Origin of the sequence: Streptomyces sp. NBC_01264 (genome assembly GCF_026340675.1) — a bacterium.
In the GTDB taxonomy this organism is placed as follows: domain Bacteria; phylum Actinomycetota; class Actinomycetes; order Streptomycetales; family Streptomycetaceae; genus Streptomyces.
Window position 1 is genome coordinate 2,850,442 of record NZ_JAPEOX010000001.1, and the last position, 23,264, is coordinate 2,873,705.

At 72.7% G+C, this 23,264-nt stretch carries 25 protein-coding genes; 9 read left to right on the top strand and 16 right to left on the bottom strand.

What is annotated here, in order from left to right:
- Window positions 1-81: 81 nt before the first annotated feature.
- The 7 genes from OG435_RS13025 to OG435_RS13055 all read right to left on the bottom strand — a co-directional run bounded on the left by OG435_RS13025 (window position 82) and on the right by OG435_RS13055 (window position 5,816).
- The gene (locus OG435_RS13025) at window positions 82-1,254 is read right to left on the bottom strand and encodes a ferredoxin--NADP reductase (protein WP_266876980.1); all 1,173 of its coding nucleotides are present in this window, start codon (window positions 1,252-1,254) and stop codon (window positions 82-84) included.
- Window positions 1,247-1,477 carry a hypothetical protein gene (locus OG435_RS13030; RefSeq protein ID WP_266876981.1) on the bottom strand — a complete coding sequence of 77 codons (231 nt, stop codon included), beginning with the start codon at window positions 1,475-1,477 and terminating at the stop codon, window positions 1,247-1,249. Before OG435_RS13030 ends, OG435_RS13025 begins: the two co-directional genes overlap by 8 nt.
- Window positions 1,477-2,655: a Rieske 2Fe-2S domain-containing protein gene (locus tag OG435_RS13035; RefSeq protein WP_266876982.1), complete on the bottom strand. Its 1,179-nt coding sequence runs from the start codon at window positions 2,653-2,655 to the stop codon at window positions 1,477-1,479. The genes OG435_RS13030 and OG435_RS13035 overlap by 1 nt, the downstream gene beginning before the upstream one ends.
- A gap of 131 nt (window positions 2,656-2,786) precedes the next feature.
- Window positions 2,787-3,821: a 4-hydroxy-2-oxovalerate aldolase gene (dmpG, locus tag OG435_RS13040; RefSeq protein WP_266876983.1), complete on the bottom strand. Its 1,035-nt coding sequence runs from the start codon at window positions 3,819-3,821 to the stop codon at window positions 2,787-2,789.
- Entirely contained in the window at window positions 3,818-4,720 is a 903-nt protein-coding gene (locus tag OG435_RS13045; RefSeq protein WP_266876984.1) for an acetaldehyde dehydrogenase (acetylating), read from the bottom strand. The genes dmpG and OG435_RS13045 overlap by 4 nt, the downstream gene beginning before the upstream one ends.
- A 15-nt stretch (window positions 4,721-4,735) precedes the next feature.
- The gene (locus OG435_RS13050; protein WP_266876985.1) at window positions 4,736-5,518 is read right to left on the bottom strand and encodes a 2-keto-4-pentenoate hydratase; all 783 of its coding nucleotides are present in this window, start codon (window positions 5,516-5,518) and stop codon (window positions 4,736-4,738) included.
- A gap of 136 nt (window positions 5,519-5,654) precedes the next feature.
- Window positions 5,655-5,816, bottom strand: a complete 162-nt coding sequence (locus OG435_RS13055; protein WP_266876986.1) for a hypothetical protein — start codon at window positions 5,814-5,816, stop codon at window positions 5,655-5,657.
- Window positions 5,817-6,080: 264 nt separating this feature from the next.
- On the opposite strand from OG435_RS13055, the gene OG435_RS13060 reads away from it, so the two are divergent.
- The gene (locus tag OG435_RS13060) at window positions 6,081-7,199 is read left to right on the top strand and encodes a hypothetical protein (protein ID WP_266876987.1); all 1,119 of its coding nucleotides are present in this window, start codon (window positions 6,081-6,083) and stop codon (window positions 7,197-7,199) included.
- A gap of 29 nt (window positions 7,200-7,228) precedes the next feature.
- Here the strand turns inward: OG435_RS13060 and OG435_RS13065 are convergent, their stop codons facing one another.
- Together OG435_RS13065 and OG435_RS13070 are read right to left on the bottom strand one after the other, a co-directional pair.
- Complete coding sequence (locus tag OG435_RS13065; protein ID WP_266876988.1) at window positions 7,229-8,137, bottom strand: SDR family oxidoreductase; 909 nt, start codon at window positions 8,135-8,137, stop codon at window positions 7,229-7,231.
- 1 nt (window position 8,138) lies between these two features.
- Window positions 8,139-8,903, bottom strand: a complete 765-nt coding sequence (locus tag OG435_RS13070; protein WP_266876989.1) for an SDR family oxidoreductase — start codon at window positions 8,901-8,903, stop codon at window positions 8,139-8,141.
- Between the two features lie 56 nt (window positions 8,904-8,959).
- Here OG435_RS13070 and OG435_RS13075 point away from each other — a divergent pair, with 56 nt between their 5' ends.
- Genes OG435_RS13075 through OG435_RS13095 form a run of 5 tightly spaced genes read left to right on the top strand, consistent with a single transcriptional unit; the run spans window position 8,960 to window position 13,402 of the window.
- On the top strand, window positions 8,960-9,730 hold the full coding sequence (locus OG435_RS13075; protein ID WP_266876990.1) for an enoyl-CoA hydratase family protein: 771 nt from the start codon (window positions 8,960-8,962) through the stop codon (window positions 9,728-9,730).
- The gene (locus OG435_RS13080) at window positions 9,727-10,578 is read left to right on the top strand and encodes a CoA transferase subunit A (RefSeq protein ID WP_266876991.1); all 852 of its coding nucleotides are present in this window, start codon (window positions 9,727-9,729) and stop codon (window positions 10,576-10,578) included. The genes OG435_RS13075 and OG435_RS13080 overlap by 4 nt, the downstream gene beginning before the upstream one ends.
- A complete protein-coding gene (locus OG435_RS13085; RefSeq protein ID WP_266876992.1) occupies window positions 10,575-11,327 on the top strand; it encodes a CoA-transferase subunit beta in 753 nt (250 codons plus the stop codon). The genes OG435_RS13080 and OG435_RS13085 overlap by 4 nt, the downstream gene beginning before the upstream one ends.
- 4 nt (window positions 11,328-11,331) lie before the next feature.
- Window positions 11,332-12,438, top strand: coding sequence for an NAD(P)H-dependent flavin oxidoreductase (locus OG435_RS13090; protein WP_266876993.1), 1,107 nt, complete (start codon window positions 11,332-11,334; stop codon window positions 12,436-12,438).
- Window positions 12,439-12,469: 31 nt separating this feature from the next.
- Window positions 12,470-13,402, top strand: a complete 933-nt coding sequence (locus tag OG435_RS13095; RefSeq protein WP_266876994.1) for a tyrosine-protein phosphatase — start codon at window positions 12,470-12,472, stop codon at window positions 13,400-13,402.
- Between the two features lie 71 nt (window positions 13,403-13,473).
- On the opposite strand, the gene OG435_RS13100 is transcribed toward OG435_RS13095, so the two are convergent.
- The 4 genes from OG435_RS13100 to OG435_RS13115 all read right to left on the bottom strand — a co-directional run bounded on the left by OG435_RS13100 (window position 13,474) and on the right by OG435_RS13115 (window position 18,087).
- Entirely contained in the window at window positions 13,474-15,165 is a 1,692-nt protein-coding gene (locus tag OG435_RS13100) for a DEAD/DEAH box helicase (protein WP_266876995.1), read from the bottom strand.
- A gap of 120 nt (window positions 15,166-15,285) precedes the next feature.
- Window positions 15,286-15,489 (bottom strand): cold-shock protein, encoded by a 204-nt coding sequence (locus OG435_RS13105; protein WP_112447913.1) that lies wholly within the window; start codon window positions 15,487-15,489, stop codon window positions 15,286-15,288.
- 127 nt (window positions 15,490-15,616) lie between these two features.
- The gene (locus tag OG435_RS13110; protein WP_266876996.1) at window positions 15,617-16,822 is read right to left on the bottom strand and encodes a sensor histidine kinase; all 1,206 of its coding nucleotides are present in this window, start codon (window positions 16,820-16,822) and stop codon (window positions 15,617-15,619) included.
- Window positions 16,823-16,962: 140 nt separating this feature from the next.
- Window positions 16,963-18,087 carry a peptidoglycan DD-metalloendopeptidase family protein gene (locus OG435_RS13115; RefSeq protein ID WP_266876997.1) on the bottom strand — a complete coding sequence of 375 codons (1,125 nt, stop codon included), beginning with the start codon at window positions 18,085-18,087 and terminating at the stop codon, window positions 16,963-16,965.
- A gap of 238 nt (window positions 18,088-18,325) precedes the next feature.
- Between OG435_RS13115 and OG435_RS13120 the strand changes: the two genes are divergently transcribed.
- Genes OG435_RS13120 through OG435_RS13130 form a run of 3 tightly spaced genes read left to right on the top strand, consistent with a single transcriptional unit; the run spans window position 18,326 to window position 20,256 of the window.
- A complete protein-coding gene (locus tag OG435_RS13120) occupies window positions 18,326-18,979 on the top strand; it encodes a response regulator transcription factor (RefSeq protein WP_266876998.1) in 654 nt (217 codons plus the stop codon).
- A 53-nt stretch (window positions 18,980-19,032) separates the two neighbouring features.
- A complete protein-coding gene (locus OG435_RS13125) occupies window positions 19,033-19,827 on the top strand; it encodes a class I SAM-dependent methyltransferase (protein WP_266876999.1) in 795 nt (264 codons plus the stop codon).
- Window positions 19,828-19,881: 54 nt separating this feature from the next.
- The gene (locus OG435_RS13130; RefSeq protein ID WP_266877000.1) at window positions 19,882-20,256 is read left to right on the top strand and encodes a YrdB family protein; all 375 of its coding nucleotides are present in this window, start codon (window positions 19,882-19,884) and stop codon (window positions 20,254-20,256) included.
- On the opposite strand, the gene OG435_RS13135 is transcribed toward OG435_RS13130, so the two are convergent.
- Genes OG435_RS13135 through OG435_RS13145 form a run of 3 tightly spaced genes read right to left on the bottom strand, consistent with a single transcriptional unit; the run spans window position 20,238 to window position 23,223 of the window.
- The gene (locus OG435_RS13135) at window positions 20,238-21,221 is read right to left on the bottom strand and encodes an acyl-CoA dehydrogenase family protein (protein WP_266877001.1); all 984 of its coding nucleotides are present in this window, start codon (window positions 21,219-21,221) and stop codon (window positions 20,238-20,240) included. The genes OG435_RS13130 and OG435_RS13135 overlap by 19 nt on opposite strands.
- Window positions 21,221-22,366: an acyl-CoA dehydrogenase family protein gene (locus OG435_RS13140; protein WP_266877002.1), complete on the bottom strand. Its 1,146-nt coding sequence runs from the start codon at window positions 22,364-22,366 to the stop codon at window positions 21,221-21,223. The genes OG435_RS13135 and OG435_RS13140 overlap by 1 nt, the downstream gene beginning before the upstream one ends.
- Window positions 22,366-23,223 (bottom strand): enoyl-CoA hydratase, encoded by an 858-nt coding sequence (locus OG435_RS13145; RefSeq protein ID WP_430625753.1) that lies wholly within the window; start codon window positions 23,221-23,223, stop codon window positions 22,366-22,368. The genes OG435_RS13140 and OG435_RS13145 overlap by 1 nt, the downstream gene beginning before the upstream one ends.
- Window positions 23,224-23,264: the final 41 nt, after the last annotated feature.

Consider the following 23,264-nt stretch of genomic DNA (forward strand, 5'->3'; position numbering starts at 1 on the left):
TGAACGATTCCGGGCCCGACCCCTCGCCAGGGGGCCGGGCCCGCGGTCGTCCGGCGGAGCCGTCTCGTCCAGCGGCGCCGCTCAGCCGTCGTAGCTGATGCGGATGCGGTCGCCGAGCGGCAGGGCCTGGCAGGCCAGGACGTAGCCCTCGGCCAGGTCCTCGGGGGCCAGGACCTCGTTGCGGACCATCGTGACCTCGCCCTCCAGCACCCGGCAGCAGCAGGCGCTGCAGGCGCCTTCGCGGCAGGAGTACGGGGCGGGGAAACCTTCGGCGAGCAGGACGTCGAGCAGCGGGGTCCCCACGGGCCAGTCCACGGTGTGCACGCTCCCCTCGAACTCCACCTCGGCGGTGGCGCCGTCCCCCGCGGCCGGGGCGGCGGCGGAGGCGGGAGCCGGACCGGAGGCGGGAGCCTGCCCCGAGGCGGGAGCCGGGCCCGACGCCGGAGCCTGACCCGAGGCCGGAGCCGGGCCGGTGAAGACGTCGCTGCTCAGCGAGAAGTACCGCTCGCGGTGGATCGCCCGCCCCCGTCCGCCCGCGGAGCGAATCGCCGCCTCCGCCGCGTCCATCAGCGGAGCGGGCCCGCACAGGTAGGACTCGCGGCCCGCGTACGGGGCCACGAGCGGGCCCAGCTGCGCAGCGGTCGGCAGTCCCTGGAGGGTCTCCAGCCAGTGCACGACGGTGAGCCGCCCGGGGTGTTCCTCGGCGAGCCCCCACAGCTCGTCGCGGAAGATCACCGAGCCGGAGTCGCGGTTGGCGTACACCAGCGCGACGTGGCCCGCGCCGGCCAGGAGCGCGGACTTCGCGAGGGAGAGCACCGGGGTGATCCCGCTGCCACCCGCCACCAGCAGCAGGTTTCGGTCCAGGTCGGGCGGGGTGAAGGTGCCTGCGGGGGGCAGGATCTCCAGCTCGTCGCCGATGCGCACGTCCTGGCACAGCCAGCCGGAGCCGACGCCGCCGGGGACCCGTTTGACGGTGATGCGCAGCGGGTCCCCGGCGTGCGGGGACCCGGCCAGGGAGTAGCAGCGGGCCGCGCCTCCCGCCCCTGTCGAGGAGGGAAGCCGGACGGTGAGGAACTGCCCCGGGCGGTACGGGAGTTCCGCGTCGAGTACGAGGGAGACCGCCTCGGGGGTCTCCTGGATCCGGTCCGTGACGCGGACCAGCAGCCTGCCGCCGGCTCCGCCCCGGGCGGCGGCCGGGGCCGGGCTCCGGACCTCCGCGGCGCGGGACTTCGTACGGCCGTCGGTGTCAGACATCGGCCGGCACCTCCAGGCGGCCCGCCAGGACCGCGGCCTCGATGCCCGCGCGCAGGGCCCCGCAGGAGCGCACGCGGGCGCTGGGGCGGCCCGCCGCGACCTCGGCGGCGATGCGCGGGCAGACCTCTCCAGCCTCCTGCGTCCACTGGACCTGGGTGTGGGCGGGGCTGAACTTCTCGCACAGCACCACCGCGGCGCATTCCCCACACGTCACGGGGGTCATCACGGGGTCCCGGCCGCGCGGCGGGCGAGGTTCTCGGCGACCTCGGCCCTCCAGGCGGCGGTGGCGCGGGCGGTGTCGATCTCGAACTCGAAGCGGCGGACCATCTCGTCCTTGACGTCGGCGGCGTCCACGTAGAACTGCTCGTACCAGCGGCGGAGCTGGTAGACGGGGCCGTCCTCCTCGGTGAGGAGGGGGTTGTCGATGCGCGCCTTGTTCTTCCAGATCTCGACGTCCTGCTCGAAGCCGACGGCGAGGCCCTCGGAGGTGAGGCGGGCGGCCTCGGCGGCCTGTTCGTCGCTCATGCCGGGGAGCTTCTTGACGATGGTCCCGTACATGAGCATGAAGCTGTTCTCGTCGATCGGGTAATGGCAGTTGATGAGGACCGATTCGAGTTCGACGCCGCCGCCGATGTCGCTCCACAGCTTGTCGATCATGTAGGAGGGGCCGTGGTACGAGGCGTCCGAGCGCAGGCCGCCGCCGGTGGAGAGGGTGCCGAGGTCCACGTCGCCGCGCGGGGTGGACTCCATGTACTGGGTGGCGACGTGGCCGTCGAAGACGTTCTTGAAGTAGTGCGGGAAGGCGTAGTGCACGTAGTAGAAGTGCGCCATGTCGACGACGTTGTCGACGATCTCGCGGCAGTTGGAGTTCTCCACGCGCAGGAAGTTCCAGCTCCAGTCGCTCCATTCGGGGTCGCCGACGCCCTCGATGACGGGGATCGTGACCTCGGGCCGCGGCGGGTTGCCCTCCGGGTCGTGCCAGACGTAGAGCTGGCCGTTCCGCTCCAGGCTGGTCCAGGCGCGGGTCCTGGCGCGCGGCGGGACGCGGCGGGCGTAGGGGATGGCGGCGCAGCGGCCGTCCCCGGACCAGCGCCAGTCGTGGAAGGGGCAGGCGACGGTGTCGCCCTTGACGGTGCCGTGGGCGAGGTTGCCGCCCATGTGGGGGCAGTGGGCGTTCAGGACGCTCAGCTCGCCGCCCTTGCGCTCGCCGCTGGTGCCTTCCGTCCCGGACCGGCCTTGGAACACGACCAGCTTGGTCCCGAAGGCCTCCACTTCGTGCGGGGCACCGTCCTTGAAGGCGGCGGCGAGGCCGAGGCAGTGCCAGCCGCGGGCGAACCGCACGGGCACGGGGGCGGCTTCGATGAGGCGGGGTCCTGCGTCGGATTCGGTCGGTGCGGCCATGGGGCCCTCCACTACGTTGGGGTGAGCGGTGTGGTGGTGCGGGTGCTCAGTTCGGCTGTGGCGCCGCCGCACGGGTCGGCGGGGCAGGACGTGCCGGCGGGTGCTGCCGAAGTCGGCCGGGGCAGCGCGCGCTAGCGCTGCGCGGCGAGTTCGACGGCGATGTCGATGAGCTGGTCCTCCTGGCCGCCGACGAGGCGGCGCTCGCCCGCGCGCAGGAGGATCTGCGCGCCGGAGACCCCGTAGCGCTCGGCCTGCCGGTAGGCGTGCTTGAGGAAGCTGGAGTAGACGCCGGCGTGGCCCATGAGCAGGGCCATGCGGTCGAGGGTGCACTCGTCTTCCATGACGGGGCGGACCACGTCCTCGGCCGCGTCGATGATCTTCAGGACGTCGATGCCGGTGCGGATGCCCATCTTCCGGCAGACGGCGGCGAAGGCCTCTACGGGCGTGTTCCCGGCTCCCGCGCCGAGGCGCCGGGTGGAGCCGTCGATCTGGAGCGCGCCGGCGCGGACGGCGGCGACCGAATTGCCCACGCCCAGGCCGAGGTTCTCGTGGCCGTGGAAGCCGACCTGGGCGTCGGTGCCGAGCTCGGCGACGAGCGCGGCGACCCGGTCGGTGACCTCGTCCATGACCATGGCGCCGGCCGAGTCGACCACATACACGCACTGGCAGCCGGCGTCGGCCATGATCCGGGCCTGGCGGGCCAGGTTCTCGGGGGTGGTGGAGTGGGCCATCATCAGGAACCCGACGGTCTCCAGGCCCATGTCGCGGGCGAGGCCGAAGTGCTGGACGGAGATGTCGGCCTCGGTGCAGTGGGTGGCGATCCGGCAGATCTGCCCGCCGTTGCCGTGGGCGGCGCGGATGTCGTCCTTGACGCCGAGCCCCGGGAGCATCAGGAAGGCGATCTTCGCGTGGCGCGCCGTGTCGGCGGCGATCTTGATGAGTTCCTGCTCGGGGGTCTTCGAGAAGCCGTAGGTGAAGGAGGACCCGCCGAGTCCGTCGCCGTGCGTGACCTCGATGACGGGGACCCCCGCGCCGTCGAGGGCGGAGACGATCGACCGTACGTCCTCGCCCGTGAACTGGTGGCGCTTGGCGTGCGACCCGTCGCGCAGGGAGGAGTCGGTGATGCGGATGTCGAGACTGGCCGAGTAGCTCGGGTAGGTGGTCACTTCTGCGGTCCCTTCGCGAACTCCTCGCCGACCTTGGTGGCGGCGGCGGTCATGATGTCGAGGTTTCCGGCGTAGGGCGGCAGGTAGTCGCCGGCGCCCTCCACCTCCAGGAAGATCGCGACCCGGGCCATGCCCCCGTTGAGCGGGGAGGGGTCGTCGAACTGCGGCTCGGTGCGCAGCCGGTAGCCCGGTACGTACGAGGCCACGTCCTCGGCGACCTGTTTGACGGAGGCCGCGATGGCCGCGCGGTCGGCGTCGGCCGGGATCGCGCAGAAGACGGTGTCGCGCATCATGACGGGAGGGTCGGCGGGGTTGAGGATGATGATGGCCTTGCCGCGGGCGGCGCCGCCGATCTCCTCGATGCCCCGGGAGGTGGTACGGGTGAACTCGTCGATGTTGGCGCGGGTGCCGGGGCCGGCCGAGACGGAGGCCACCGAGGCGACGATCTCGGCGTAGGCGACGGGCACCACGCGGGAGACGGCGTACACCATGGGGATGGTGGCCTGGCCGCCGCAGGTGATCATGTTGACGTTGGCCCGGTCGAGGTGGGCTGTCAGGTTCGCGGGCGGGACCACGGCGGGGCCGACGGCGGCGGGGGTCAGGTCGACGGCCTTGATGCCGAGTTCGGCGTAGCGCGGGGCGTTGGAGCGGTGCACGGAGGCGGAGGTGGCCTCGAAGACCAGGTCCGGCAGCTCGCCCCGGGCGAGCAGCCAGTCCACGCCCGCGTGGGAGGCCTCGAGTCCGGCGCGGCGGGCGCGGGCCAGTCCCTCGCTGCCGGGGTCCACGCCGATCATCCAGCGGGGTTCTACGTGCGGGGAGCGCAGGAGCTTGTAGAGCAGGTCGGTCCCGATGTTCCCGGAGCCGACGATGGCGGCGGTCGCTTTCGGCGTGTTCGTCATGGCACCTCAGACGGATCAGATGAAGGAGAGGGACACCGGGCCGAGCCCGGTGAAGTCGGCGGTGTACGTCCGCCCGGCGGCCACGTCCACGGCGCGGGTGCAGGACCCGGGCAGGATGAGGTGGCCCTTGCGGAGCCGGACCCCGAAGCGGGCGACGGTGCGGGCCAGCCAGGCGACGGAGGCGGCCGGATCGCCGAGCACGGCGTCGCTGCGGCCGCTCGCCAGGGTGTCGGATCCGCGGGTCAAGGTGGCGTCGACGGCCTTCAGGTCCAGCTCGCGGGGGGCCCGGCCCTCGCCGATGACGTATCCGGCGGAAGAGGCGTTGTCGGCGATGGTGTCGGCGATGGTGATCCGCCAGTCGGCGATCCGGCTGTCGATGAGCTCCAGGGCCGGGACGACCCGCTCGGTGGCGGCCAGGACGTCTGCGACGGTGCAGCCCTCGCCGGGGAGGTCGGCGCCGAGGACGAAGCCGATCTCGACCTCGACGCGCGGCGCGCAGTAGGCGGCCGTGGGGACCGGGGTGTCCTCGTACAGCTCCATGGAGTGCAGCAGGTGCCCGTAGTCGGGTTCCTCGACGCCCATCATGGCCTGCATGACGGGGGACGACAGCCCGACCTTGTGCCCGGTGACGCGGTCGCCGGCCGCGAGGCGGTGGCGGATGTTGAGGAGCTGGATCTCGTAGGCGTCCTCGGTGTCGATCCCCGCGAACAGCCCGGCCAGCGGCGATACGGGCGCCCGGCGCAGCTCCGCCCCGCGCAGCAGTTCGGCGGCCTCGCGCCGGAGGGGGTCGTTCAGCATGGGGCCTCCCGGCTGAGGTGGTGTGTGGTGCGGCAGACGGTAGGCCGGGGCCGGGTGTGCGCGGGAGGCCCCGTTCCCGCTGAGCGGGAAGGGATCCGGGCCGGGACCCTTTCGGGTCCCGGCCCGCCGGGAGGGGCTAACGGGGGTACCAGGCCACTCCCGCGAAGGTCCCCCCGAGCGTGGTGAGCACGGTGAGGAGGCGGTACGGGATCCGTTCGACGGTCAGGTGAAAACCCCGGACCCGGATCTCCAGGAACGGAGGTGCCTCGCGGTCGGCTGTGCGTAGGGTTCGCGACATGGTGGTGTTCTCCTTCTTCCCGGCCCCGTGGCGGGCCGCTGGGCCAAGGGAACGTCCCGGACATCGTGTTGGCGACGCCGCAAGGCGGTCTTGCTCGACCGGCCGCAACATGCGCGTCCCGCAAGAGGGAGAAGGTGCATGTCAGAGCTGCCCGTGAGCATCCGCGGGACACAACCCCCGCAGCGGTTAGGCCCTTTGTCGGGGCTGAGCGAGGAGGAGGCCGCGTTCGCCCAGCACTTGCGAGATCTTCGGGAGGACCTGGGGATGTCCTCCTCGGACATCGTGAAGTGGCTCAAGGAGGCCGAGCCCGGAGCCGCGGTCGACGCCAGCAGGCTCTCCCGCTTCCTGAGCGGCGCCGACCTGCCGAGGCCCTCGCTGCTCCCGGCCCTGTACCGGCTCCTGGCCACCCGGCAGGCCGTGGACCCGGACAGGGTGGCGCAGGGGTGGAACCTGCTCTACACCGCGGCCCGGACCAAGGGTCCGCTGGTGGCGCGCGAGTACAAGGAGGAGGCCTCCCGGATCGCGCTGGAGGAGTACCGCGTGCAGACCGCACAGGACCTGGCCGCCCTGCGCGAGCAGCTCGAACGGGGGCGCGAGCACCGCGACCAGCTCGAAGGGAGCCTCGCGGACGCGTTCGCCCGGGCGGAGGGCAATCACCAGCAGGTGCAGGAGCTGGAGGAGCAGCTGGGCCGGGTCGGGCACCGCCTCGACGAGCTGGAGGACCTGGTGCGGCAGCACGAGTCCGAGCTGCGCCTCCTCCAGTGGGATGCCGAGCGTGGTGCGCGGGCCCAGCGGGAGACCAGCGCGGAGATCGACGTGTGGCGCGGCACCGCACCGATCCCCTGGACGGGTGACCCGCCGGCGGTGGCGCGAGCCGTTTCCGCGCTCCGGGACGAAGGTGCGGAAGAGCAGGCCGACCAGCTGCTCGCGCTCGCGGCGAGGGACCTGCCCGTGTCGCTCCTGCCTGAGCTGTACGACGCCTTCGAGGAGATCGGCCGTCTGCTGGAGCGCGCCCGGCTGAGCCGCTTCATCGCGGCGCAGCGCAGGGCGAAGGAGATCCTCGGGCTCACGAAGCCCACCCGGACGGTCGGACTTTCGCAGCCCCTCTCCGTCGATGTCCTGCCGGACTGGGGGTCACAGGTCCTCGTCGAGACGGGTGCGCGGGCAGCGGTGCGCGAGCTCGTCCTGCTGGTGAAACTCCTTGAGGAGACCGGACGGACCGAGCATCGGATCCATCTGGTCAGAGGGCTGCGGCAGCGCCGCACGGACCTGGCGGAGATCGCCGCTTCCGGCGTGTTCAACGAGCGGGAGGTGCCCGCGGCCGGGGGCATCTCGTGGAATCCCGCGCTCTCGGCTCCCCGGCGGCGCTGGTTCCGCTTCTGACCCCGCGGCCGCGGACGGCCGGTCCGCGGCTACCGCGCCCCGTACACCGGTTGCGGCGGCTGCGACGCCGCGAGGAGCTTGACCGTCGCCTCCCCCGCGTCCGACGGGGTCCACCGTGACCCGCAGTCGGCCGTGGGGCCGGGCCGCCAGCCCTCCATCACCGTGATCCGGCCGCCCTCCGCCTCGAAGACGCGGCCCGTGACCCCCGCCGAGGCGTCGGAGCCCAGCCACACCACCAGCGGGGACACGTTCTCCGGGGCCATCGCGTCGAAGGCTCCGGCTTCCGGGGCGGCCATGGTGTCCGCGAAGGTCTGCTCCGTCATTCGGGTGCGCGCCGCGGGGGCGATCGCGTTGACCTGGACGCCGTAGCGGCCCATCTCGGCGGCCGACACCAGGGTCAGCCCCAGGATCCCGGCCTTGGCCGCGCTGTAGTTGCCCTGGCCCACGGAGCCGAGGAGTCCCGCCCCCGAGGAGGTGTTCACGACCCGCGCGGCGACCTGCCGGCCTTCCTTCGCCTCGGCCCGCCAGTACGCCGCCGCGTGCTTGAGCGGCAGGAAGTGCCCCTTCAGGTGGACCCGCATCACGGCGTCCCAGTCGTCCTCGTCGAGGTTCACGAGCATCCGGTCGCGCAGGAACCCCGCGTTGTTGACCAGGGTGTCCAGCCGCCCGAAGGCCGAGACGGCCGTCTCGACCAATGACGCCGCGCCGTGCGCCGTGGCGATGTCACCGCCGTGCGCCACGGCCTGTCCGCCCATGGCCCGGATCTCGGCGACGACCAGCGCCGCCGGGCTCTCCGGTCCCGGCAGCCCGTCCAGGCCGACGCCGAGGTCGTTGACCACGACCCGCGCCCCCTCCTCGGCGAAGGCCAGCGCGTGGGCGCGGCCCAGCCCCCGTCCGGCGCCCGTCACGATGACCACACGGCCTTCGGCAAGTCCCATGTCAGCTCTCCTTGTTCGCAGTTGCCGCATCCAAAAACGCCGGCCGTTCGCCGCCCCCGTGCACGAGCAGGCTCGCCCCGCTCACGTACGCCGCCCGGCCGGAGGCCAGGAAGACGGCCGCCTCGCCCACGTCCGAGGGCTCCGCCAGCCGTCCCAGCGGTACGGTCGCGCCGACGGCGGCGATCCCGCTCTCGTCGCCGTAGTGCAGGTGCGACAGCTCGGTCCGCACCATGCCCAGGACCAGCGAGTTGACCCGCACCTCGGGGGCCCACTCCACGGCCATGGAGCGGGCCAGGTTCTCCATGCCCGCCTTCGCGGCCCCGTAGGCCGCCGTGCCCGGCGAGGGCCGGGTCCCGCTGACGCTGCCGATCATCACGATCGAGCCCCGGGTCTCCCGGAGCCAGGGGTACGCGGCGACCGAGGCGGTCATCGGGGCGATCAGGTTGAGTGCGACGACCCGTGCGTGGCGCTCGGCCTCGCCCTCCCCCAGCAGCCGGTACGGGGTCCCGCCGGCGTTGTTCACCAGGCAGTCGAGCCGCCCGTGGCGCGCGGCGACCGATCCGAAGAAATCCTGTACGGCGGCCGGATCGCGCAGGTCCAGGGCGGCGAAGAGCGCCGTACGGCCCTGCGCCTCGACCGGTTCCTCCGGCGGCCGGCGCGCGCAGACGACGACCTCGGCCCCCGCCGCGAGGAACGACCGCGCGATCCCGGCGCCGACGCCCCGGGTTCCGCCGGTGACGACGACAACCCTCCCGTTGAGCTCCATCGGCTGCTACCTTCCTCACCTAACAAATGTTTGGTGGAAAGGTAGCTGATCCGCTCATGGGTGTCTCCACCTCAAGCCCCGACAAGGGCATCGCACTCGTCACAGTCGACTTCCCGCCCGTCAACGCACTGCCCGTGCAGGGCTGGTACGACCTGGCCGACGCCCTGCGCGCGGCCGGCCGCGACCCGGAGGTCCGCTGCGTGGTCCTGGCCGCCGAGGGCCGCGGCTTCAACGCCGGCGTCGACATCAAGGAGATGCAGCGCGACACCGGCCACGCCTCGCTCATCGGCGCCAACCGGGGCTGCTACGAGGCCTTCGCCGCCGTCTACGAGTGCGAGGTCCCGGTCGTGGCGGCCGTGAACGGCTTCTGCCTCGGCGGCGGGATCGGCCTGGTCGGCAACGCCGACGCCATCGTCGCCTCCGAGGACGCGACCTTCGGACTGCCGGAGCTGGACCGCGGCGCCCTCGGGGCCGCCACCCACCTGGCCCGGCTCGTCCCGCAGCACATGATGCGCACCCTCTACTACACCTCGCGCACCGCCACCGCCGCCGAACTGCACGCGCACGGCTCGGTGTGGAAGGTGGTCCCCCGCGAGGAACTGCGGGCGGCCGCCCTGGAGCTGGCCGCCGAGATCGCGAAAAAGGACGGCTACCTCATCCGGCTCGCCAAGGCCGCCATCAACGGCATCGACCCCGTGGACGTGCGCCGCAGCTACCGCTTCGAGCAGGGCTTCACCTTCGAGGCCAACCTCAGCGGCGTGGCCGACCGGGTCCGCGACACCTTCGGCAGCAGCGAGAAGAGCGACGCAAAGGCGGAATCGGCATGACCGACAAGACCATGACCCCCGACGAGGTGGTCGGGCGGCTGAGCAGCGGGATGACGGTGGGCATCGGCGGCTGGGGCTCGCGGCGCAAGCCCATGGCCCTGGTGCGCGCACTGCTCCGCTCCGAGATCACCGATCTCACCGTGATCTCGTACGGCGGTCCCGACGTCGGCCTGCTGGCCGCCGCCGGCCGGATCCGCAAGCTGGTCACCCCCTTCGTCACCCTCGACTCCATCCCGCTGGAGCCCCACTACCGGGCCGCCCGCGAGAGCCGGGCCTTCGCCCTCACCGAGCTCGACGAGGCCATGTTCATGTGGGGCCTGCACGCGGCCGCCAACCGGATGCCCTTCCTCCCGGTCCGCGCCGGCCTCGGCTCCGACGTCATGCGCGTCAACCCCGAGCTGCGCACCGTCACCTCCCCGTACGCCGACGGGGAGGAGTTCGTCGCGGTCCCGGCCCTGCGCATGGACGCCGCGCTGGTCCACCTCAACCGCGCCGACCGGCTCGGCAACGCCCAGTACCTGGGCCCCGACCCGTACTTCGACGACCTCTTCTGCGAGGCCGCCGACGCCGCCTACGTCTCCTGCGAGCAGATCGTGGAGACCGCGGAGCTCTCCAAGTCCGGGCCGCCGCAGTCCCTGCTCGTCAGCCGGCACTCGGTCACCGGGGTCGTGGAGACTCCGAACGGCGCGCACTTCACCTCCTGCGCCCCCGACTACGGCCGCGACGAGGCCTTCCAGAAGCTGTACGCGACCACCCCCTGGCCCGAGTTCGCCGAGCGCTTCCTGTCCGGCGGCAGCGAGCACGCCTACCAGTCCGCCGTCCAGGCCTGGCACGAGGAGCAGAAGTGAGCACGCCCTCCACGACGACCGCGGCCGCGGTCACCCGCGCCGAGTACTGCGTGATCGCCTGCGCCGAGGCCTGGCGGGACAACGGCGAGGTGCTGGCCAGCCCGATGGGGCTGGTGCCCTCCTTCGGGGCCCGGCTGGCGAAGCGGACCTTCTCCCCCGACCTGCTGCTGACCGACGGCGAAGCCATGCTGGTCGGGCTGGACGGTTCGGCCGAGGGCTGGCTCCCGTACCGCCGTCACCTGACGATGGTCACCGGCGGGCGCCGGCACGTGATGATGGGCGCCAGCCAGATCGACCGGTTCGGCAACCAGAACATCTCCTGCATCGGGGACTGGGAACAGCCGGCCCGCCAGCTCCTCGGCGTGCGCGGTGCCCCGGTGAACACCCTGAACAATCCGGTGAGCTACTGGATCCCCAAGCACTCCACCCGGGTGTTCGTCGAGCGCGTCGACATGGTCAGCGGTGTGGGCTACGACCGTGCGGAGGCGGCCGGGGTGACCCGCTTCCACCGGCTCCCCCGGGTGGTCAGCGACCTCGGCGTCTTCGACTTCGGCGGCCCGGACCACGCCATGCGCCTGGCCTCCCTGCACCCCGGGGTCACGGTGGAGCAGGTCCGGGCGGCGACCGGCTTCGAGCTGGCGATCGCCGACGACGTCCCGTACACGCGGGAGCCGACGGCGCAGGAGCTGCGGCTGATCCGCGAGGTCATCGACCCCAAGGGCCTGCGCGACCGCGAAGTGCGGGTCTGAGCCGATGGAGACGGCATTCACCAAGCTGGTCGGGGTCGAGCATCCGATCGTGCAGACGGGCATGGGCTGGGTGGCCGGTCCTCGCCTGGTGTCGGGGGCCGCCAACGCGGGCGCGCTCGGCATCCTGGCCTCGGCCACCATGACGATGGAGCAGCTGCGGGCGGCGGTGCACGAGGTCAAGTCCCGTACGGACGCCCCCTTCGGGGTCAACCTGCGCGCGGACGCCGGGGACGCGGCCGAGCGCGCGCAGCTCATCATCGACGAGGGCGTCCGGGTGGCCTCCTTCGCGCTGGCCCCGTCCAAGGAGCTGATCGCTCGGCTGAAGGACGCGGGCGTGGTCGTGATCCCCTCGATCGGGGCCCGCCGGCACGCCGAGAAGGTCGCGGCGTGGGGCGCCGACGCGGTGATCGTGCAGGGCGGCGAGGGCGGCGGGCACACCGGCGACGTGGCCACGACGGTGCTGCTGCCGCAGGTGGTCGACGCGGTGGACATCCCGGTCGTCGCGGCCGGTGGTTTCAGCGACGGCCGCGGCCTGGTGGCGGCGCTGGGCTACGGGGCCGCGGGCATCGCCATGGGCACCCGGTTCCTGCTGACCTCCGACTCGACGGTCCCGGACGCGGTGAAGGCCGAGTACCTGAAGGCGACCGTGAAGGACGTCACCGTCACCACGGCCGTGGACGGGCTCCCGCACCGGATGCTGCGCAGCGAGCTGGTCGCTTCCCTGGAGCGGGCCGGGCGGGCGAAGGCACTGGCCAAGGCGGTGCGGCACGCGGCCGGCTTCAAGAAGCTCTCGGGCCTGACCTGGGCGGAGATGGTCCGGGACGGCCTCGCGATGAAACACGGCAAGGACCTGTCCTGGAGCCAGGTGCTGCTCGCCGCGAACACCCCCATGCTCCTCAAGGCGTCCATGGTCGAGGGCCGTACGGACCTCGGCGTCATGGCATCGGGCCAGGTCGCGGGCGTGATCGAGGATCTGCCGTCCTGTGCGGAGCTCGTCACCCGCGTCATGGCCGAGGCGTACGCCGTGCTGGAACGGCTGAACGGCCTCACTCCCCCACAGCTTCTCCCCCTCCCCCCGCACCCGCTCGGCACCCTGCCACCACCAGGGTGATTCCCCTTCTCCGTTACAGGAGTTGCCCCAGATGAGCCGTGCTCGAATCCGCCTGGCGACCGCGGTGCTCGCCTCCGCCCTCGCCATCGGAACCCTGCCCGCCGCCGCGTACGCCGCGCCGGCCGGCAGCGGCGCCACCTCGCGTCACCACTGGCACACGCAGTCGGCGGAAACGATCCGCCAGATCCCCCTCCAGGGCGCGGTCAACGTCCGCGACCTCGGTGGCTACCGCACATGGACGGGAGGCCAGGTTCGTCAGGGACTGGTCTACCGCGCCGACGCACTGGGCAAGCTGACCGCCCCGGACATCACCACCGTGGGCGGTCTGGGCCTCAAGAAGGTCCTCGATTTCCGCATCCCGATGGAGGTCCAGTACGACGGGGCCGACAAGCTGCCCGCCGGTCTGACCTCCACCGCCCGCCCGGTCAACGACAACGGCCTGTACGGGCTGCTGCTGTCCGCGATCGGCAGCGGTGACCCGGTGAAGCAGGAGCAGATGCTCGGCGGCGGCCGCGCCGAGGCGTACATGCGCGACGTCTACCGTGCGTTCGTGACCAATCCCGGGAACCGGGCGCAGTTCGCGGCCACCCTCCGCGAGATCGCCGACGGCAACCAGGGCCCGCTGCTGTACCACTGCACCTCGGGCAAGGACCGTACCGGCTGGATGAGCTACATCCTGCTGACCGCGCTGGCCGTCCCACAAGGCACCGCCGAGCGCGACTACCTGGCCTCGAACACCTTCCGCGGGGCGTACGACGCCCAGGTGCGGGCGGGGCTGAAGGCATCCGGCCGGATGCAGAACCCCGATCTGCTGATCCCGCTCCAGGAGGTCCGCCAGGACTACCTGGACGCCGCGACCACGCAGATGGAGGCCGACTACGGCAGCTTCTACGGCTACCTCACCGACGGCCTCGGCCTGGACCTGCGGACCCTGGCGAAGCTCCAGGCGAAGCTGGTCCGCTAGACAGCGAAAACACCCCTGCTCCGGGCGGCATGTGCCGCCCGGATCAGGGGTTCGTTACGCGTCCGAGCCGATCAGGCGGAGCGGCGACGGCCCTGGCCGGCGCCACCCACGCGGCTGCGGGCCGAAGCGGCGGCAGCGCCACCGGCGGGGGCCCCGCCGGTACGCCGGCCGCGCTCGCCGGAACCGCCCGTGGAGCCGCCCTGTCCGCCCTGGCCACGGCGGGCCTGGCCGGAGCCGGAGGCCGGAGCCTGCCCGGCGGCGCCGCCACCGGTGCGACGGCCGCGGCCGCCGCCCGCGGCCGGAGCCGCACCCGTGCCGGAGCCCGTACGCGGTCCGCCCGAGCGGCGGCGCGCGCCGGAGCCCGAGCCCCCGCCGGCCTGGCCGGTGGAACGCTGACGCGGCGGGGTGGCCTGCGGCACCTCCATGACGACCGGGATGCCCGAGGGCTCCTTGGCGCCGGTGATGCGGGCGAGCTCCTCGTCGGAGGACTTGATCTGCGCCGTGCGCGGGGAGATCCCGGCGTCCGACATCAGACGGGTCATGTCGCGCTTCTGGTCGGGCAGGACCAGGGTGACGACGCTGCCGGACTCACCGGCGCGGGCGGTACGGCCGCCGCGGTGCAGGTAGTCCTTGTGGTCGGTCGGCGGGTCCACGTTGACGACCAGGTCGAGGTCGTCGATGTGGATGCCTCGCGCGGCCACGTTGGTGGCGACCAGCGCGGTGACCTCGCCCGTCTTGAACCAGTCGAGGGTCCGGTTGCGCTGCGGCTGCGAGCGGCCGCCGTGCAGGCCGGAGGCGCGGACGCCGTCGGCGAGGAGCTTCTTGACCATGCGGTCGACCCCGCGCTTGGTGTCGACGAACATGATCACCCGGCCGTCACGAGCGGCTATGCGCGTGGCCACGGCCTTCTTGTCGGTCTCGTCCATGACGTACAGGACGTGGTGCTCCATCGTGCTGACCGCACCGGCGGACGGGTCGACCGAGAAGGCGACCGGGTCGGTGAGGAACATCTTGACGAGCTTGTCGATGTTCTTGTCGAGGGTCGCCGAGAAGAGCATGGTCTGGCCCTCCGGCCGGACCTGCTTCAGCAGGGCGGTGACCTGCGGCATGAAGCCCATGTCGGTCATCTGGTCGGCCTCGTCGAGGACCGTGATGGAGACCTGCGAGAGGTCCGCGTCACCGCGGTCGATGAGGTCCTTCAGGCGGCCGGGGGTGGCGACGAGCACCTCGGCGCCGCGGCGCAGGGCGCCGGACTGGCGGTTGATCGACATGCCGCCGACGACGGTCGTGATGCGCAGGTTGACGGCCGTGGCGTACGGGGCCATGGCGTCGGTCACCTGCTGCGCGAGCTCACGGGTCGGTACGAGGACCAGTGCGAGCGGCTGCTTCGGCTGGGCGCGGCGGCCGGCGGTGCGGGCCAGCAGGGCCAGGCCGAAGGCCAGCGTCTTGCCGGAGCCGGTACGGCCGCGGCCGAGCAGGTCACGGCCGACGAGGGAGTTCGGCAGGGTCGCGGCCTGGATCGGGAACGGCTCGGTGACGCCCTGGGCGGCGAGGGTCTTCAGCAGCGCCTCGGGCATGTCCATGTCGCCGAACGCGTCCACCGGCGGCAGGGCCGGGGTCAGCGGTTCGGGCATGGTGAATTCTTGGGGCCTGGCTACGGGGGCGGACTTCTGCCGTCCCGCGCCAGCCTTCGGACGTCCCTGGGCCGCACCTCGACCCCGGGTGGGGCGGCGGCTGGGTCGTGCGGAGCTGGAGCTGGTCATGCGGAAAAGCCCTCCTGAAACCGGCAGGTACTACAAAGGCACTGCACATCAAATGGTGCGAAACAGCAGACAAGCCGGGGCCCGCACCTACTCGGTGCGGACCCCGGCGTGCTGACTGCCTTAGGCGGGGAGGATGTTCTCCGCCTGGGGGCCCTTCTGGCCCTGGGTGACGTCGAAGGACACGCGCTGGCCCTCGTTGAGCTCACGGAAGCCCTGGGTGGCGATGTTCGAGTAGTGGGCGAAGACGTCCGGGCCGCCACCGTCCTGCTCGATGAAGCCGAAGCCCTTTTCCGAGTTGAACCACTTCACGGTGCCAAGTGCCATTTTTGAATCTCCTGAATAGGCGGCAAAGGGCCCCATCCGGAGATTCCGGCAAAACAATAAAAGCGCCTGTCGGAGCATTCCCGTCAGGCGCACATAAAGTTCATGGGTACCACAACTGCAACGAGCTCTAAGCTAGCACACGTCGGTCGGGGAGTGTCGCCGAGAGCATGTGACCTCCGTCCCGGGTGGACCCGACGCGCAGCTTCCCGCCCACCTCCGTGAGGGCGAGCCGGAGCCCCGGAATGCCCATGCCACCGGAGTCGAGGACGATCCGCTCCCCCTCCGGGGCGGTGTTGACCACGTCCAGGCGGACCTCCCCGTCGTCGGCGTAGAGATTCATCCGAACGACGGAGCCGGGGGCGTACTTCGCCGCGTTGGTGAGCCCCTCGCGGGCTATCCGCAGCAGCAGCCGCCCGTCGGCCGCCGGGAAGGGCCCCAGGCCGGGCTGGGTGTGGTGGGTGATCTCCATGCCGGTGGCCCGCATGTTCCGGGCCAGGGAGCCGAGGAAGCGGCCCACGTCCACGGGGGAGGTGTACGCACGGCTGCCCGCGGGGTCGGTCAGCATGTCCAGCACCTCCCTGACCTCGGCCATCGCGGCCCGCGCCGATTCCTCCACGGCTCCGGCGGCCTCCCGGACCCGGGGGTCGGCCCCGGCGTCCAGGCGCAGGGCGGCGGCCTGCAGGGTGAGGGCGGTGAGCCGGTGGCCGAGCCCGTCGTGGGTGCGCTGGGCCAAACGGGTGCGTTCCTGGACGACGGCCAGGTCCGCCGCCTGGTCCACGGCGGCGTGGGCCTGGCGGGCCCGCTCGCGCAGCGCGGTCATGACGTGCCGGTTGCGCCGCACGGTCTCCCCGTACAGGGCGGGCACGAGGATGGAGCCGAGGACGAAGGAGGCGGGGTCGCGCCCCGCGTACCCGAGCGGCAGGAACACGTCGCGGGTGGCGGCGTAGACGACGGCCATCAGCAGGACCCCGCCCCAGCGGTGGGTACGGCCGTACGCGGCCAGGGCGTAGGCGGCGAAGACGAGGGGTCCGCGGTCGTCGGAGACGAGGGTGGCGGCGGTGGCCGCGAGGGCCGGGATCCAGGGGTGGGAGCGGCGCCAGAGCAGGGAGAGCGCCGCGAGCCAGCCGGCGGCCAGGCTCGTGGGGTAGTCGGTGACGAGGCCGAAGCGGTGGACGTCGTGGAGGTTGAGGGTGGTGAGCAGCCCACAGACCAGGGCGAGCCAGATGTCGGTGCGGCGGGCGCGCACCGGGTCGGGCGCCCCGCCGCTCTCCCCGGTCAGGGTGCGCAGACCCCGTTCCAGCAGCTGTCCGGCGCGACCGGGCACGGCCTGCATGACTCCACCACCCCCCATCGGCGCACAGAAGTGAGCAGAACATGGCAAAACGTCCCCCCAGGTTGCCCTTCTTCCGCCGAAGGGGCATCCCCGGGGGACGGGTACGGGGTGGACCGGGCCTTGGCGGCCCCGCACATTCCTTAGAGGGAGACGCCGTGGTTGTTCAGCCAGGTGACCGGGTTGACGTCGGCGCCGTAGCTGTTGCTGGAGCGGACCTCGAAGTGGAGGTGCGGGCCGGTGGAGTTGCCGGTGTTGCCGGAGCGGCCGATCCGCTCGCCGGCAAAGACGCGCTCGCCTTCGGAGGCGGTCGCCGAGGAGAGGTGGGCGGAGAGGGTGTAGCGGCCGTCGTCGTGCTTGATGACCACGGCGTTGCCGTACGCGCCCTGCCAGCCGGAGGACACGACGGTGCCCGCGGCCGCGGCCCGGACCGGGGTGCCGGTGGACACCGCGAAGTCGATGCCGGTGTGGTAGCCGGCGGCCCAGCCGCCCGCCTGGTGGTAGCGCGCGGAGATGCTGCCGCCCGAGACGGGCAGGACGCCCTCGGCGCCGCTGCTGGAGCGGCTCCCCGAGGAGTCGGAGGACTTCGAGGAACTGGACGAGCCGGCGGGCTTCGGCGCGGCCGGGGTGCTGCTCCCGGAGTCGGAGGAGCCGCCGGAGCCGGAGCCGTAAGCGAGGCGCTGGCCCGGGAAGATCACGTCCGGGTCGGACCCGATCACCGAGCGGTTCTCGGAGTAGAGGGCCTGCCAGCTGACGCCCAGTTCGGAACCGATGGTGCCGAGGGTGTCGCCGCTGACGACGGTGTAGCTGTTGGCGCCCTGGGCGCGCTTCGGAGCGGCCGGGGTGTCGCTGTTCTTGTCGGCGGTCGAGGTGCCCGTGCCCTTGGCGGGGGCCTCGGGTGCCTCGGGGGCCGGGCCGCCGCGCTGGAGGCCGGCGAGCTTGCCGCAGGAGGGCCAGGCGCCGGGGCCCTGGGTCGCCAGGACCTTCTCGGCGACGGCTATCTGCTGCGCCTTGGTGGCCTGGTCGGCCTGGGGCGCGTACTGCCGGCCGCCGAACTCCGCCCAGCTGCTGGAGGAGAACTGCAGGCCGCCGTAGTAGCCGTTGCCGGTGCTGATGCTCCAGTCGTTGGTGGACTCGCACTGGGCGACCTCGTCCCACGTGCCGACCGACGCGGCGGACGCGGGCTGTGCCACGAGACCCACGGCGGCGGGTGCGGCGATACCGGCGACAACGAGACCGGCGAGGGTACGAGCAGACGGGAAAGACATGCGGAGTTCCTGACTTCGGGGACATTGCGGAGGCCGGAGCACCGGGTGAAGCGGTGGTGCGCTCTGCCTCGGTCACCACCGTCCGGGAGGACGGGGGGTGCCCGAAGTCGCTGAAAGAGGACAAGCGGGGCAGCAAAAGGGGACTGGGGAGGGAGGGTTGGGCGGACTTAAGTCCCGGTATGGCGGTAATGTCCGTAATAAGACGGGGAATCAGGGACATCAGGGGGAGGTGGGTCACATGACGATCCGCGTGATGGTGGTCGACGACCAGAGCCTCATACGGTCGGGACTGGTGACCCTGCTCGCGAGCGCTCCCGACATCGAGGTCGTCGCGGAGGCCGCCGACGGGGCCGAGGCCGTACCACTGGCCCGTACGTACCGGCCGGACGTCGTGCTGATGGACCTGGTCATGCCGAAGGTCGACGGCATGGAGGCCACCTTGCAGCTGCTGCGGCTGCCGGATCCGCCGCGCGTGCTCGTCCTCACCGGCTACACGGCGGACGACCTGGTCCTGGACGCGCTACGGGCCGGAGCGGCCGGGTTCCTGCTGAAGGACCTGCGCCCCGAGGAGCTCTTCGCCGGGATCCGCACGGTCGCGGCCGGCGGCAGCGCCCTGGCGCCCGGGGTGATGCGGGTGCTGCTGGAACGGGCGGACACCCGCACCGAGGCCCCCGACCACGCGGAGCAGCTCTCCACCCTGTCCCCCGGTGAGCGGGACGTCCTCGCACTGGTCGGCGAGGGCCGGACCAACCTCCAGATAGCGCAGGCGCTGCACCTGTCCCCGGCGAGCGTGAAGACGTACGTCTCGCGGATCCTGACGCAGCTCGACCTCTCGAACCGGACCCAGGCCGCGATCCTCGCCTACGAGGCGGGGCTGGTCCGCGCCGCCTGACCGCTGCCCCGGAAGGGCTGGCCGGGACGGGCGTGATCGAAAACAATGACGCCATGACGATCACTCCCCGCTCCCGGGCCCGGTCCTTCGACGGCGCCGCCGCCCTCTACGGGAAGCACCGGCCGGGCTACCCCGAGACCCTGTACGACGCCGTCGAGGAGCTGGCCGGCCGCCGGTTCGCCGGGGCCCGGGTCGCCGACGTGGGCGCGGGGACCGGGATCGGGACGGCGCCGATGCGCGCCCGGGGGGCCGAGGTGGTGGCGGTGGAGCCCGGGGACGGGATGGCCGCGGAGTTCCGGCGGACCCGGCCGGGGATCCCGATCGTGCGCGGGGACGGGAACCGGCTGCCACTGGCCGGGGCCGCCTTCGATTTCCTGACGTACGCGCAGGCCTGGCACTGGACGGATCCGGCGCGCTCCGTGCCCGAGGCCCGCCGGGTGCTGAAGCCCGGCGGGGCGCTCGCGATCTGGTGGAACGACCTGGACGAGTCGGCCGGCTGGATCGCGGCGCAGGGCGAGCGGATCCGTGCCTTCTTCGGGGCCGACGGCCCGGGCGGCGCGGTCGCGGGCGGGGCCGGCGCCGTGGGCGGGAGCGCCGAGACCCTGGGCTTCCGTACGCTCCCGCGCGGCCTCGACTCCGGCTTCACCACGCGGACCGTCCCGTGGTCCCGGCGGATCCCGCTGGAGGCGCACCTGGCGAACCTGGCCAGTCACTCGGCGTTCCTGCTGCTGGGCGAGGCGGGGACGCGGGAGTTCCTGGACGCCGAGCGGGAGCTCCTGAACCCGCTCTTTCCGGACGGAACGGTGGAGGAGCCCTACGTGGTGAGCATCAGCGTGGCCGTCATCTGAGACGGCCCGGTGTGGAGTGGCGCCTTCCGCCCGGGCGGCACGAGGCTGACCGCCATGGCTTCCTCTTCCGACCTGCCCCCTGCCGTCAAGGTGTTCTTCCTCGCCAACGAGGGTCTGGCCTTCCTGCTGGAGCTGCTGGCCCTGGGCCTGCTGGCCTGGTGGGGCTGGACCCGTGACATCGGGCGGGCGGGCTCCGTCGCCCTGGCGGTGGCCGCGCCGCTCGCCGCCGCCGTGCTCTGGGGGATGTTCGCCGCGCCGAAGGCCCGGTACGCCGTCCCGCTCGCCGCTCAGCTCGGGGTGAAGGCGGTGGTGTTCGGCTCCGCCGCCCTGGCGCTGCTCGCGCTGGGGCAGCGGCTGCCGTCCCTCTGGTTCACGGTGGTCATCGTGGTGAACACCGCCCTGGCCACGTACTACCGCAGCCGCTCCTGAAGCACCGCCGCCCGGCACTGCGAGGGGCTCCCCCAGGCATCGCGCAGCGGGCGGGCCTTGCGCAGCCACAGGGAGAGGTCGAGTTCCTCGGTGTAGCCGACGGCGCCGTGCAGCTGGAGCGCGGTCATCGCGGCCGCGTACGCCGCTTCGCCCGCGGTCAGCTTCGCCGCCGCGACCTCCCCGGGGTCCAGCGAGAGCGCGGCCGCCCACAGCAGCGGCCGGGCGAACTCCAGCCCGATCAGGGTGTCGGCGAGCCGGTGCTTCACCGCCTGGAAGCCGCCGATCGCCGTGCCGAACTGCGTGCGCTGCTTCGCGTACCCCACCGTGCGCGCGAGGAGGGCCTCGCCGGTGCCGAGGCACTGGGCGGCGGTGAGCAGCCGGGCCCAGTCCGCGGCGTCCCGGGCCGCCGCGGTGACCGCCGGGCCGGCGGCGAGGAGCTCGCCGCCGCCGTCCGGGAGGGCGAGGCGGCGGGCGGGGTCGGTGGAGGTGCGCAGCGGTCCGGCGCCGGGGGCCAGGCGGAGCTCCCCGGCCGGGGACACCGTGAAGAGGTGGGTGGCCGCGTCGGCGTCCAGGGCGTACGGGCCTGCGCCGGGCAGGGTGAGGGTGGCGGAGGTCTCCCCCGCCGCCAGTCCGGGGAGGAACCGCTTGGCCAGTGCCTCGTCGCCGAGCCGGGTCAGGAGCACGGCGGCGGCGGCCGTCTCCACGACCGGGCCGGGGACCCCGGCGCGGCCCAGCTCCACGAAGCCGGTGGCCAGTTCCAGGGGCAGCAGGCCCATGCCCTCGTGGGCCTCGTCGGCCGCGAGGGCGAACAGTCCGGTGGCGGCGAGCCGCGCCCACAGCGCCCTGCCGGGAGCGTGGTCGCCCGCGCCCCAGGCCCGTACCGCTGCCGGGACCTCGGACGCGGCGAGCAGACCGCGCAGGGTGCGGGCGAAGTCCGACTGTTCCTCGGACGGCAGGAAGCGCATCAGCGGCGGCCCTTCGGGAGGCCGAGCAGCCGCTCGGCGATGATGTCGCGCTGGATCTCGTTGGTCCCCGCGTAGATGGGACCGGCGAGGGAGAAGATCCACGGCTCGGCCCATTCCCCGTCGGCGAGTTCCGCGTCGGGGCCCAGCAGGTCGAGGGCGCTCTCGTGCAGGGCTATGTCGTACCGGGACCAGAACACCTTGTTCAGGCTGGACTCGGCGCCGATCGTCTCCCCGGCGGCGAAGCGGGAGGCGTTGGCCCAGGTGAACAGCTGGTAGGCGCGGGCTCCGACGACCGCGTCGGCGACCCGGTCGCGCAGGGCGGTGTCGGCCGGGTCCCCGAGGTCGTGCCACAGGTCCACGAGGCGGTCGGCCGCGGCGAGGAAGCGGCCGGGGGCGCGCAGGGTGAGTCCGCGCTCGTTGCCGGTGGTGGACATGGCGATCCGCCAGCCCTGTCCGGGCTCCCCGATGACGTCCGCGTCGGGGACGAAGACCTCGTCGAGGAAGAGTTCCGCGAAGGCGGGCTTGCCGTCGAGGCGGCCGATGGGCCGCACGGTGACCCCGGGGGCCCGCAGGTCGAACATCAGGTAGGTGAGGCCCTGGTGGGGTTTGGGGGTGTCGGGGTCGGTGCGGAAGATGCCGAAGGCCCGGTCGGCGAAGGCGGCCCGCGAGGACCAGGTCTTCTGCCCGGTGAGCAGCCAGCCGCCTTCGGTGCGCACCGCCCGGGAGGTGAGGGAGGCGAGGTCGGAGCCGGATTCGGGCTCGGACCAGGCCTGGGCCCAGATCGTCTCGCCACTGGCCATGGAGGGCAGGACGCGGGCGCGCTGTTCGTCCGTGGCGTGGTCGAAGAGGGTGGGGGCGAGCAGGTTGATGCCGTTCTGCGAGACCCGGCCGGGTGCGCCGGCGGCCCAGTACTCCTCCTCGAAGACCAGCCAGTGCTCGATGTCGACGCCGCGGCCTCCGTACTCCTCGGGCCAGGACACCACCGCCCAGCGGGCGGCGTGCAGGAGCGCCTCCCATTCCCGGTGGGCGGCGAAGCCCTCGCGGGTCTCCAGCGAGGGCAGGGGGGTGGCGGGCACGTGGGCGGCGAGCCAGTCGCGCGCCTCGGCCCGGAAGGCCTCCACGTCCGCCGAGTGGTTCAGGTCCATCAGCTGTTCGCCTCCTTCATGGCGGCTTCCTTCATCGCAGACAGGTTCATGCCGCCGAGCGAGTCCGCCGCGGTCTCGGCGTTGTGGGCGTGCGCGAGGTGGTGCAGGCCGAAGACGGAGTCCATGCCGGTGTGCAGGCCCTGGAGGTCCTCGGCCTGGTTGACGGCCCGCTTGGTGAGGGCGAGTCCGAAGGAGGGCATCTCGGCGATCCGCAGGGCGAGCCGGTCGGTGGCCTCTGCCAGTTCGGCCCGCTCGACGACGCGGTTGACCATGCCGATCTCGTAGGCCCGGCGGGCGGGCATCCGGTCGCCGGTGTAGAGGAATTCCTTGGCGATGCGCGGGGGCATGGCCCACGGGTGGGCGAAGTACTCGACGCCGGGGATGCCCATGCGGACGACGGGATCGGCGAAGAAGGCGTCCTCGCTGGCCACGATCAGGTCGCAGACCCAGGCGAGCATCAGCCCGCCGGCCACGCACGCGCCGTGGACGGAGGCGATGACGGGCTTGGGCAGTTCGCGCCAGCGCCGGCACATGCCGAGGTAGACCTCGGATTCTCGGGCGAAGCGGGATTCGGCGCCGGAGCGCTGGGAGTGGTCCCACCACAGGCCTGCCCGGCGTTCGAAGGGCAGGTGCGCGTCGCGCTCGGGCGTGCCGATGTCGTGGCCGGCGGAGAAGTGCTCGCCGGCCCCGGCCAGGACGAGGACCTTGACCGCGGGATCGTCGGCGGCCCGGTAGAAGGCGTCGTCGAGGGCGTAGGTCATCGCGCTGTTCTGGGCGTTGCGGTACCGGGGGCGGTTCATGGTCACGTACGCGACCGGTCCGCGGCGCTCGTAGAGCACGGGGCTGTCATCGGGCATCGGCATCCCAGGATCCTTCCCTAACAAGTGTTTGGTAGGTT

What these genes read in the sequence shown, in the direction of transcription:
- OG435_RS13025 (WP_266876980.1), bottom strand. Translation starts at nt 1,254, where the DNA reads ATGTCTGACACCGACGGCCGTACGAAGTCCCGCGCCGCGGAGGTCCGG.
- OG435_RS13030 (WP_266876981.1), bottom strand. Translation starts at nt 1,477, where the DNA reads ATGACCCCCGTGACGTGTGGGGAATGCGCCGCGGTGGTGCTGTGCGAG.
- OG435_RS13035 (WP_266876982.1), bottom strand. Translation starts at nt 2,655, where the DNA reads ATGGCCGCACCGACCGAATCCGACGCAGGACCCCGCCTCATCGAAGCC.
- OG435_RS13045 (WP_266876984.1), bottom strand. Translation starts at nt 4,720, where the DNA reads ATGACGAACACGCCGAAAGCGACCGCCGCCATCGTCGGCTCCGGGAAC.
- OG435_RS13050 (WP_266876985.1), bottom strand. Translation starts at nt 5,518, where the DNA reads ATGCTGAACGACCCCCTCCGGCGCGAGGCCGCCGAACTGCTGCGCGGG.
- OG435_RS13055 (WP_266876986.1), bottom strand. Translation starts at nt 5,816, where the DNA reads ATGTCGCGAACCCTACGCACAGCCGACCGCGAGGCACCTCCGTTCCTG.
- OG435_RS13060 (WP_266876987.1), top strand. Translation starts at nt 6,081, where the DNA reads ATGTCCTCCTCGGACATCGTGAAGTGGCTCAAGGAGGCCGAGCCCGGA.
- OG435_RS13065 (WP_266876988.1), bottom strand. Translation starts at nt 8,137, where the DNA reads ATGGGACTTGCCGAAGGCCGTGTGGTCATCGTGACGGGCGCCGGACGG.
- OG435_RS13070 (WP_266876989.1), bottom strand. Translation starts at nt 8,903, where the DNA reads ATGGAGCTCAACGGGAGGGTTGTCGTCGTCACCGGCGGAACCCGGGGC.
- OG435_RS13075 (WP_266876990.1), top strand. Translation starts at nt 8,960, where the DNA reads ATGGGTGTCTCCACCTCAAGCCCCGACAAGGGCATCGCACTCGTCACA.
- OG435_RS13080 (WP_266876991.1), top strand. Translation starts at nt 9,727, where the DNA reads ATGACCGACAAGACCATGACCCCCGACGAGGTGGTCGGGCGGCTGAGC.
- OG435_RS13090 (WP_266876993.1), top strand. Translation starts at nt 11,332, where the DNA reads ATGGAGACGGCATTCACCAAGCTGGTCGGGGTCGAGCATCCGATCGTG.
- OG435_RS13095 (WP_266876994.1), top strand. Translation starts at nt 12,470, where the DNA reads ATGAGCCGTGCTCGAATCCGCCTGGCGACCGCGGTGCTCGCCTCCGCC.
- OG435_RS13100 (WP_266876995.1), bottom strand. Translation starts at nt 15,165, where the DNA reads ATGACCAGCTCCAGCTCCGCACGACCCAGCCGCCGCCCCACCCGGGGT.
- OG435_RS13105 (WP_112447913.1), bottom strand. Translation starts at nt 15,489, where the DNA reads ATGGCACTTGGCACCGTGAAGTGGTTCAACTCGGAAAAGGGCTTCGGC.
- OG435_RS13110 (WP_266876996.1), bottom strand. Translation starts at nt 16,822, where the DNA reads ATGCAGGCCGTGCCCGGTCGCGCCGGACAGCTGCTGGAACGGGGTCTG.
- OG435_RS13115 (WP_266876997.1), bottom strand. Translation starts at nt 18,087, where the DNA reads ATGTCTTTCCCGTCTGCTCGTACCCTCGCCGGTCTCGTTGTCGCCGGT.
- OG435_RS13120 (WP_266876998.1), top strand. Translation starts at nt 18,326, where the DNA reads ATGACGATCCGCGTGATGGTGGTCGACGACCAGAGCCTCATACGGTCG.
- OG435_RS13125 (WP_266876999.1), top strand. Translation starts at nt 19,033, where the DNA reads ATGACGATCACTCCCCGCTCCCGGGCCCGGTCCTTCGACGGCGCCGCC.
- OG435_RS13130 (WP_266877000.1), top strand. Translation starts at nt 19,882, where the DNA reads ATGGCTTCCTCTTCCGACCTGCCCCCTGCCGTCAAGGTGTTCTTCCTC.
- OG435_RS13135 (WP_266877001.1), bottom strand. Translation starts at nt 21,221, where the DNA reads ATGCGCTTCCTGCCGTCCGAGGAACAGTCGGACTTCGCCCGCACCCTG.
- OG435_RS13140 (WP_266877002.1), bottom strand. Translation starts at nt 22,366, where the DNA reads ATGGACCTGAACCACTCGGCGGACGTGGAGGCCTTCCGGGCCGAGGCG.
- OG435_RS13145 (WP_430625753.1), bottom strand. Translation starts at nt 23,223, where the DNA reads ATGCCCGATGACAGCCCCGTGCTCTACGAGCGCCGCGGACCGGTCGCG.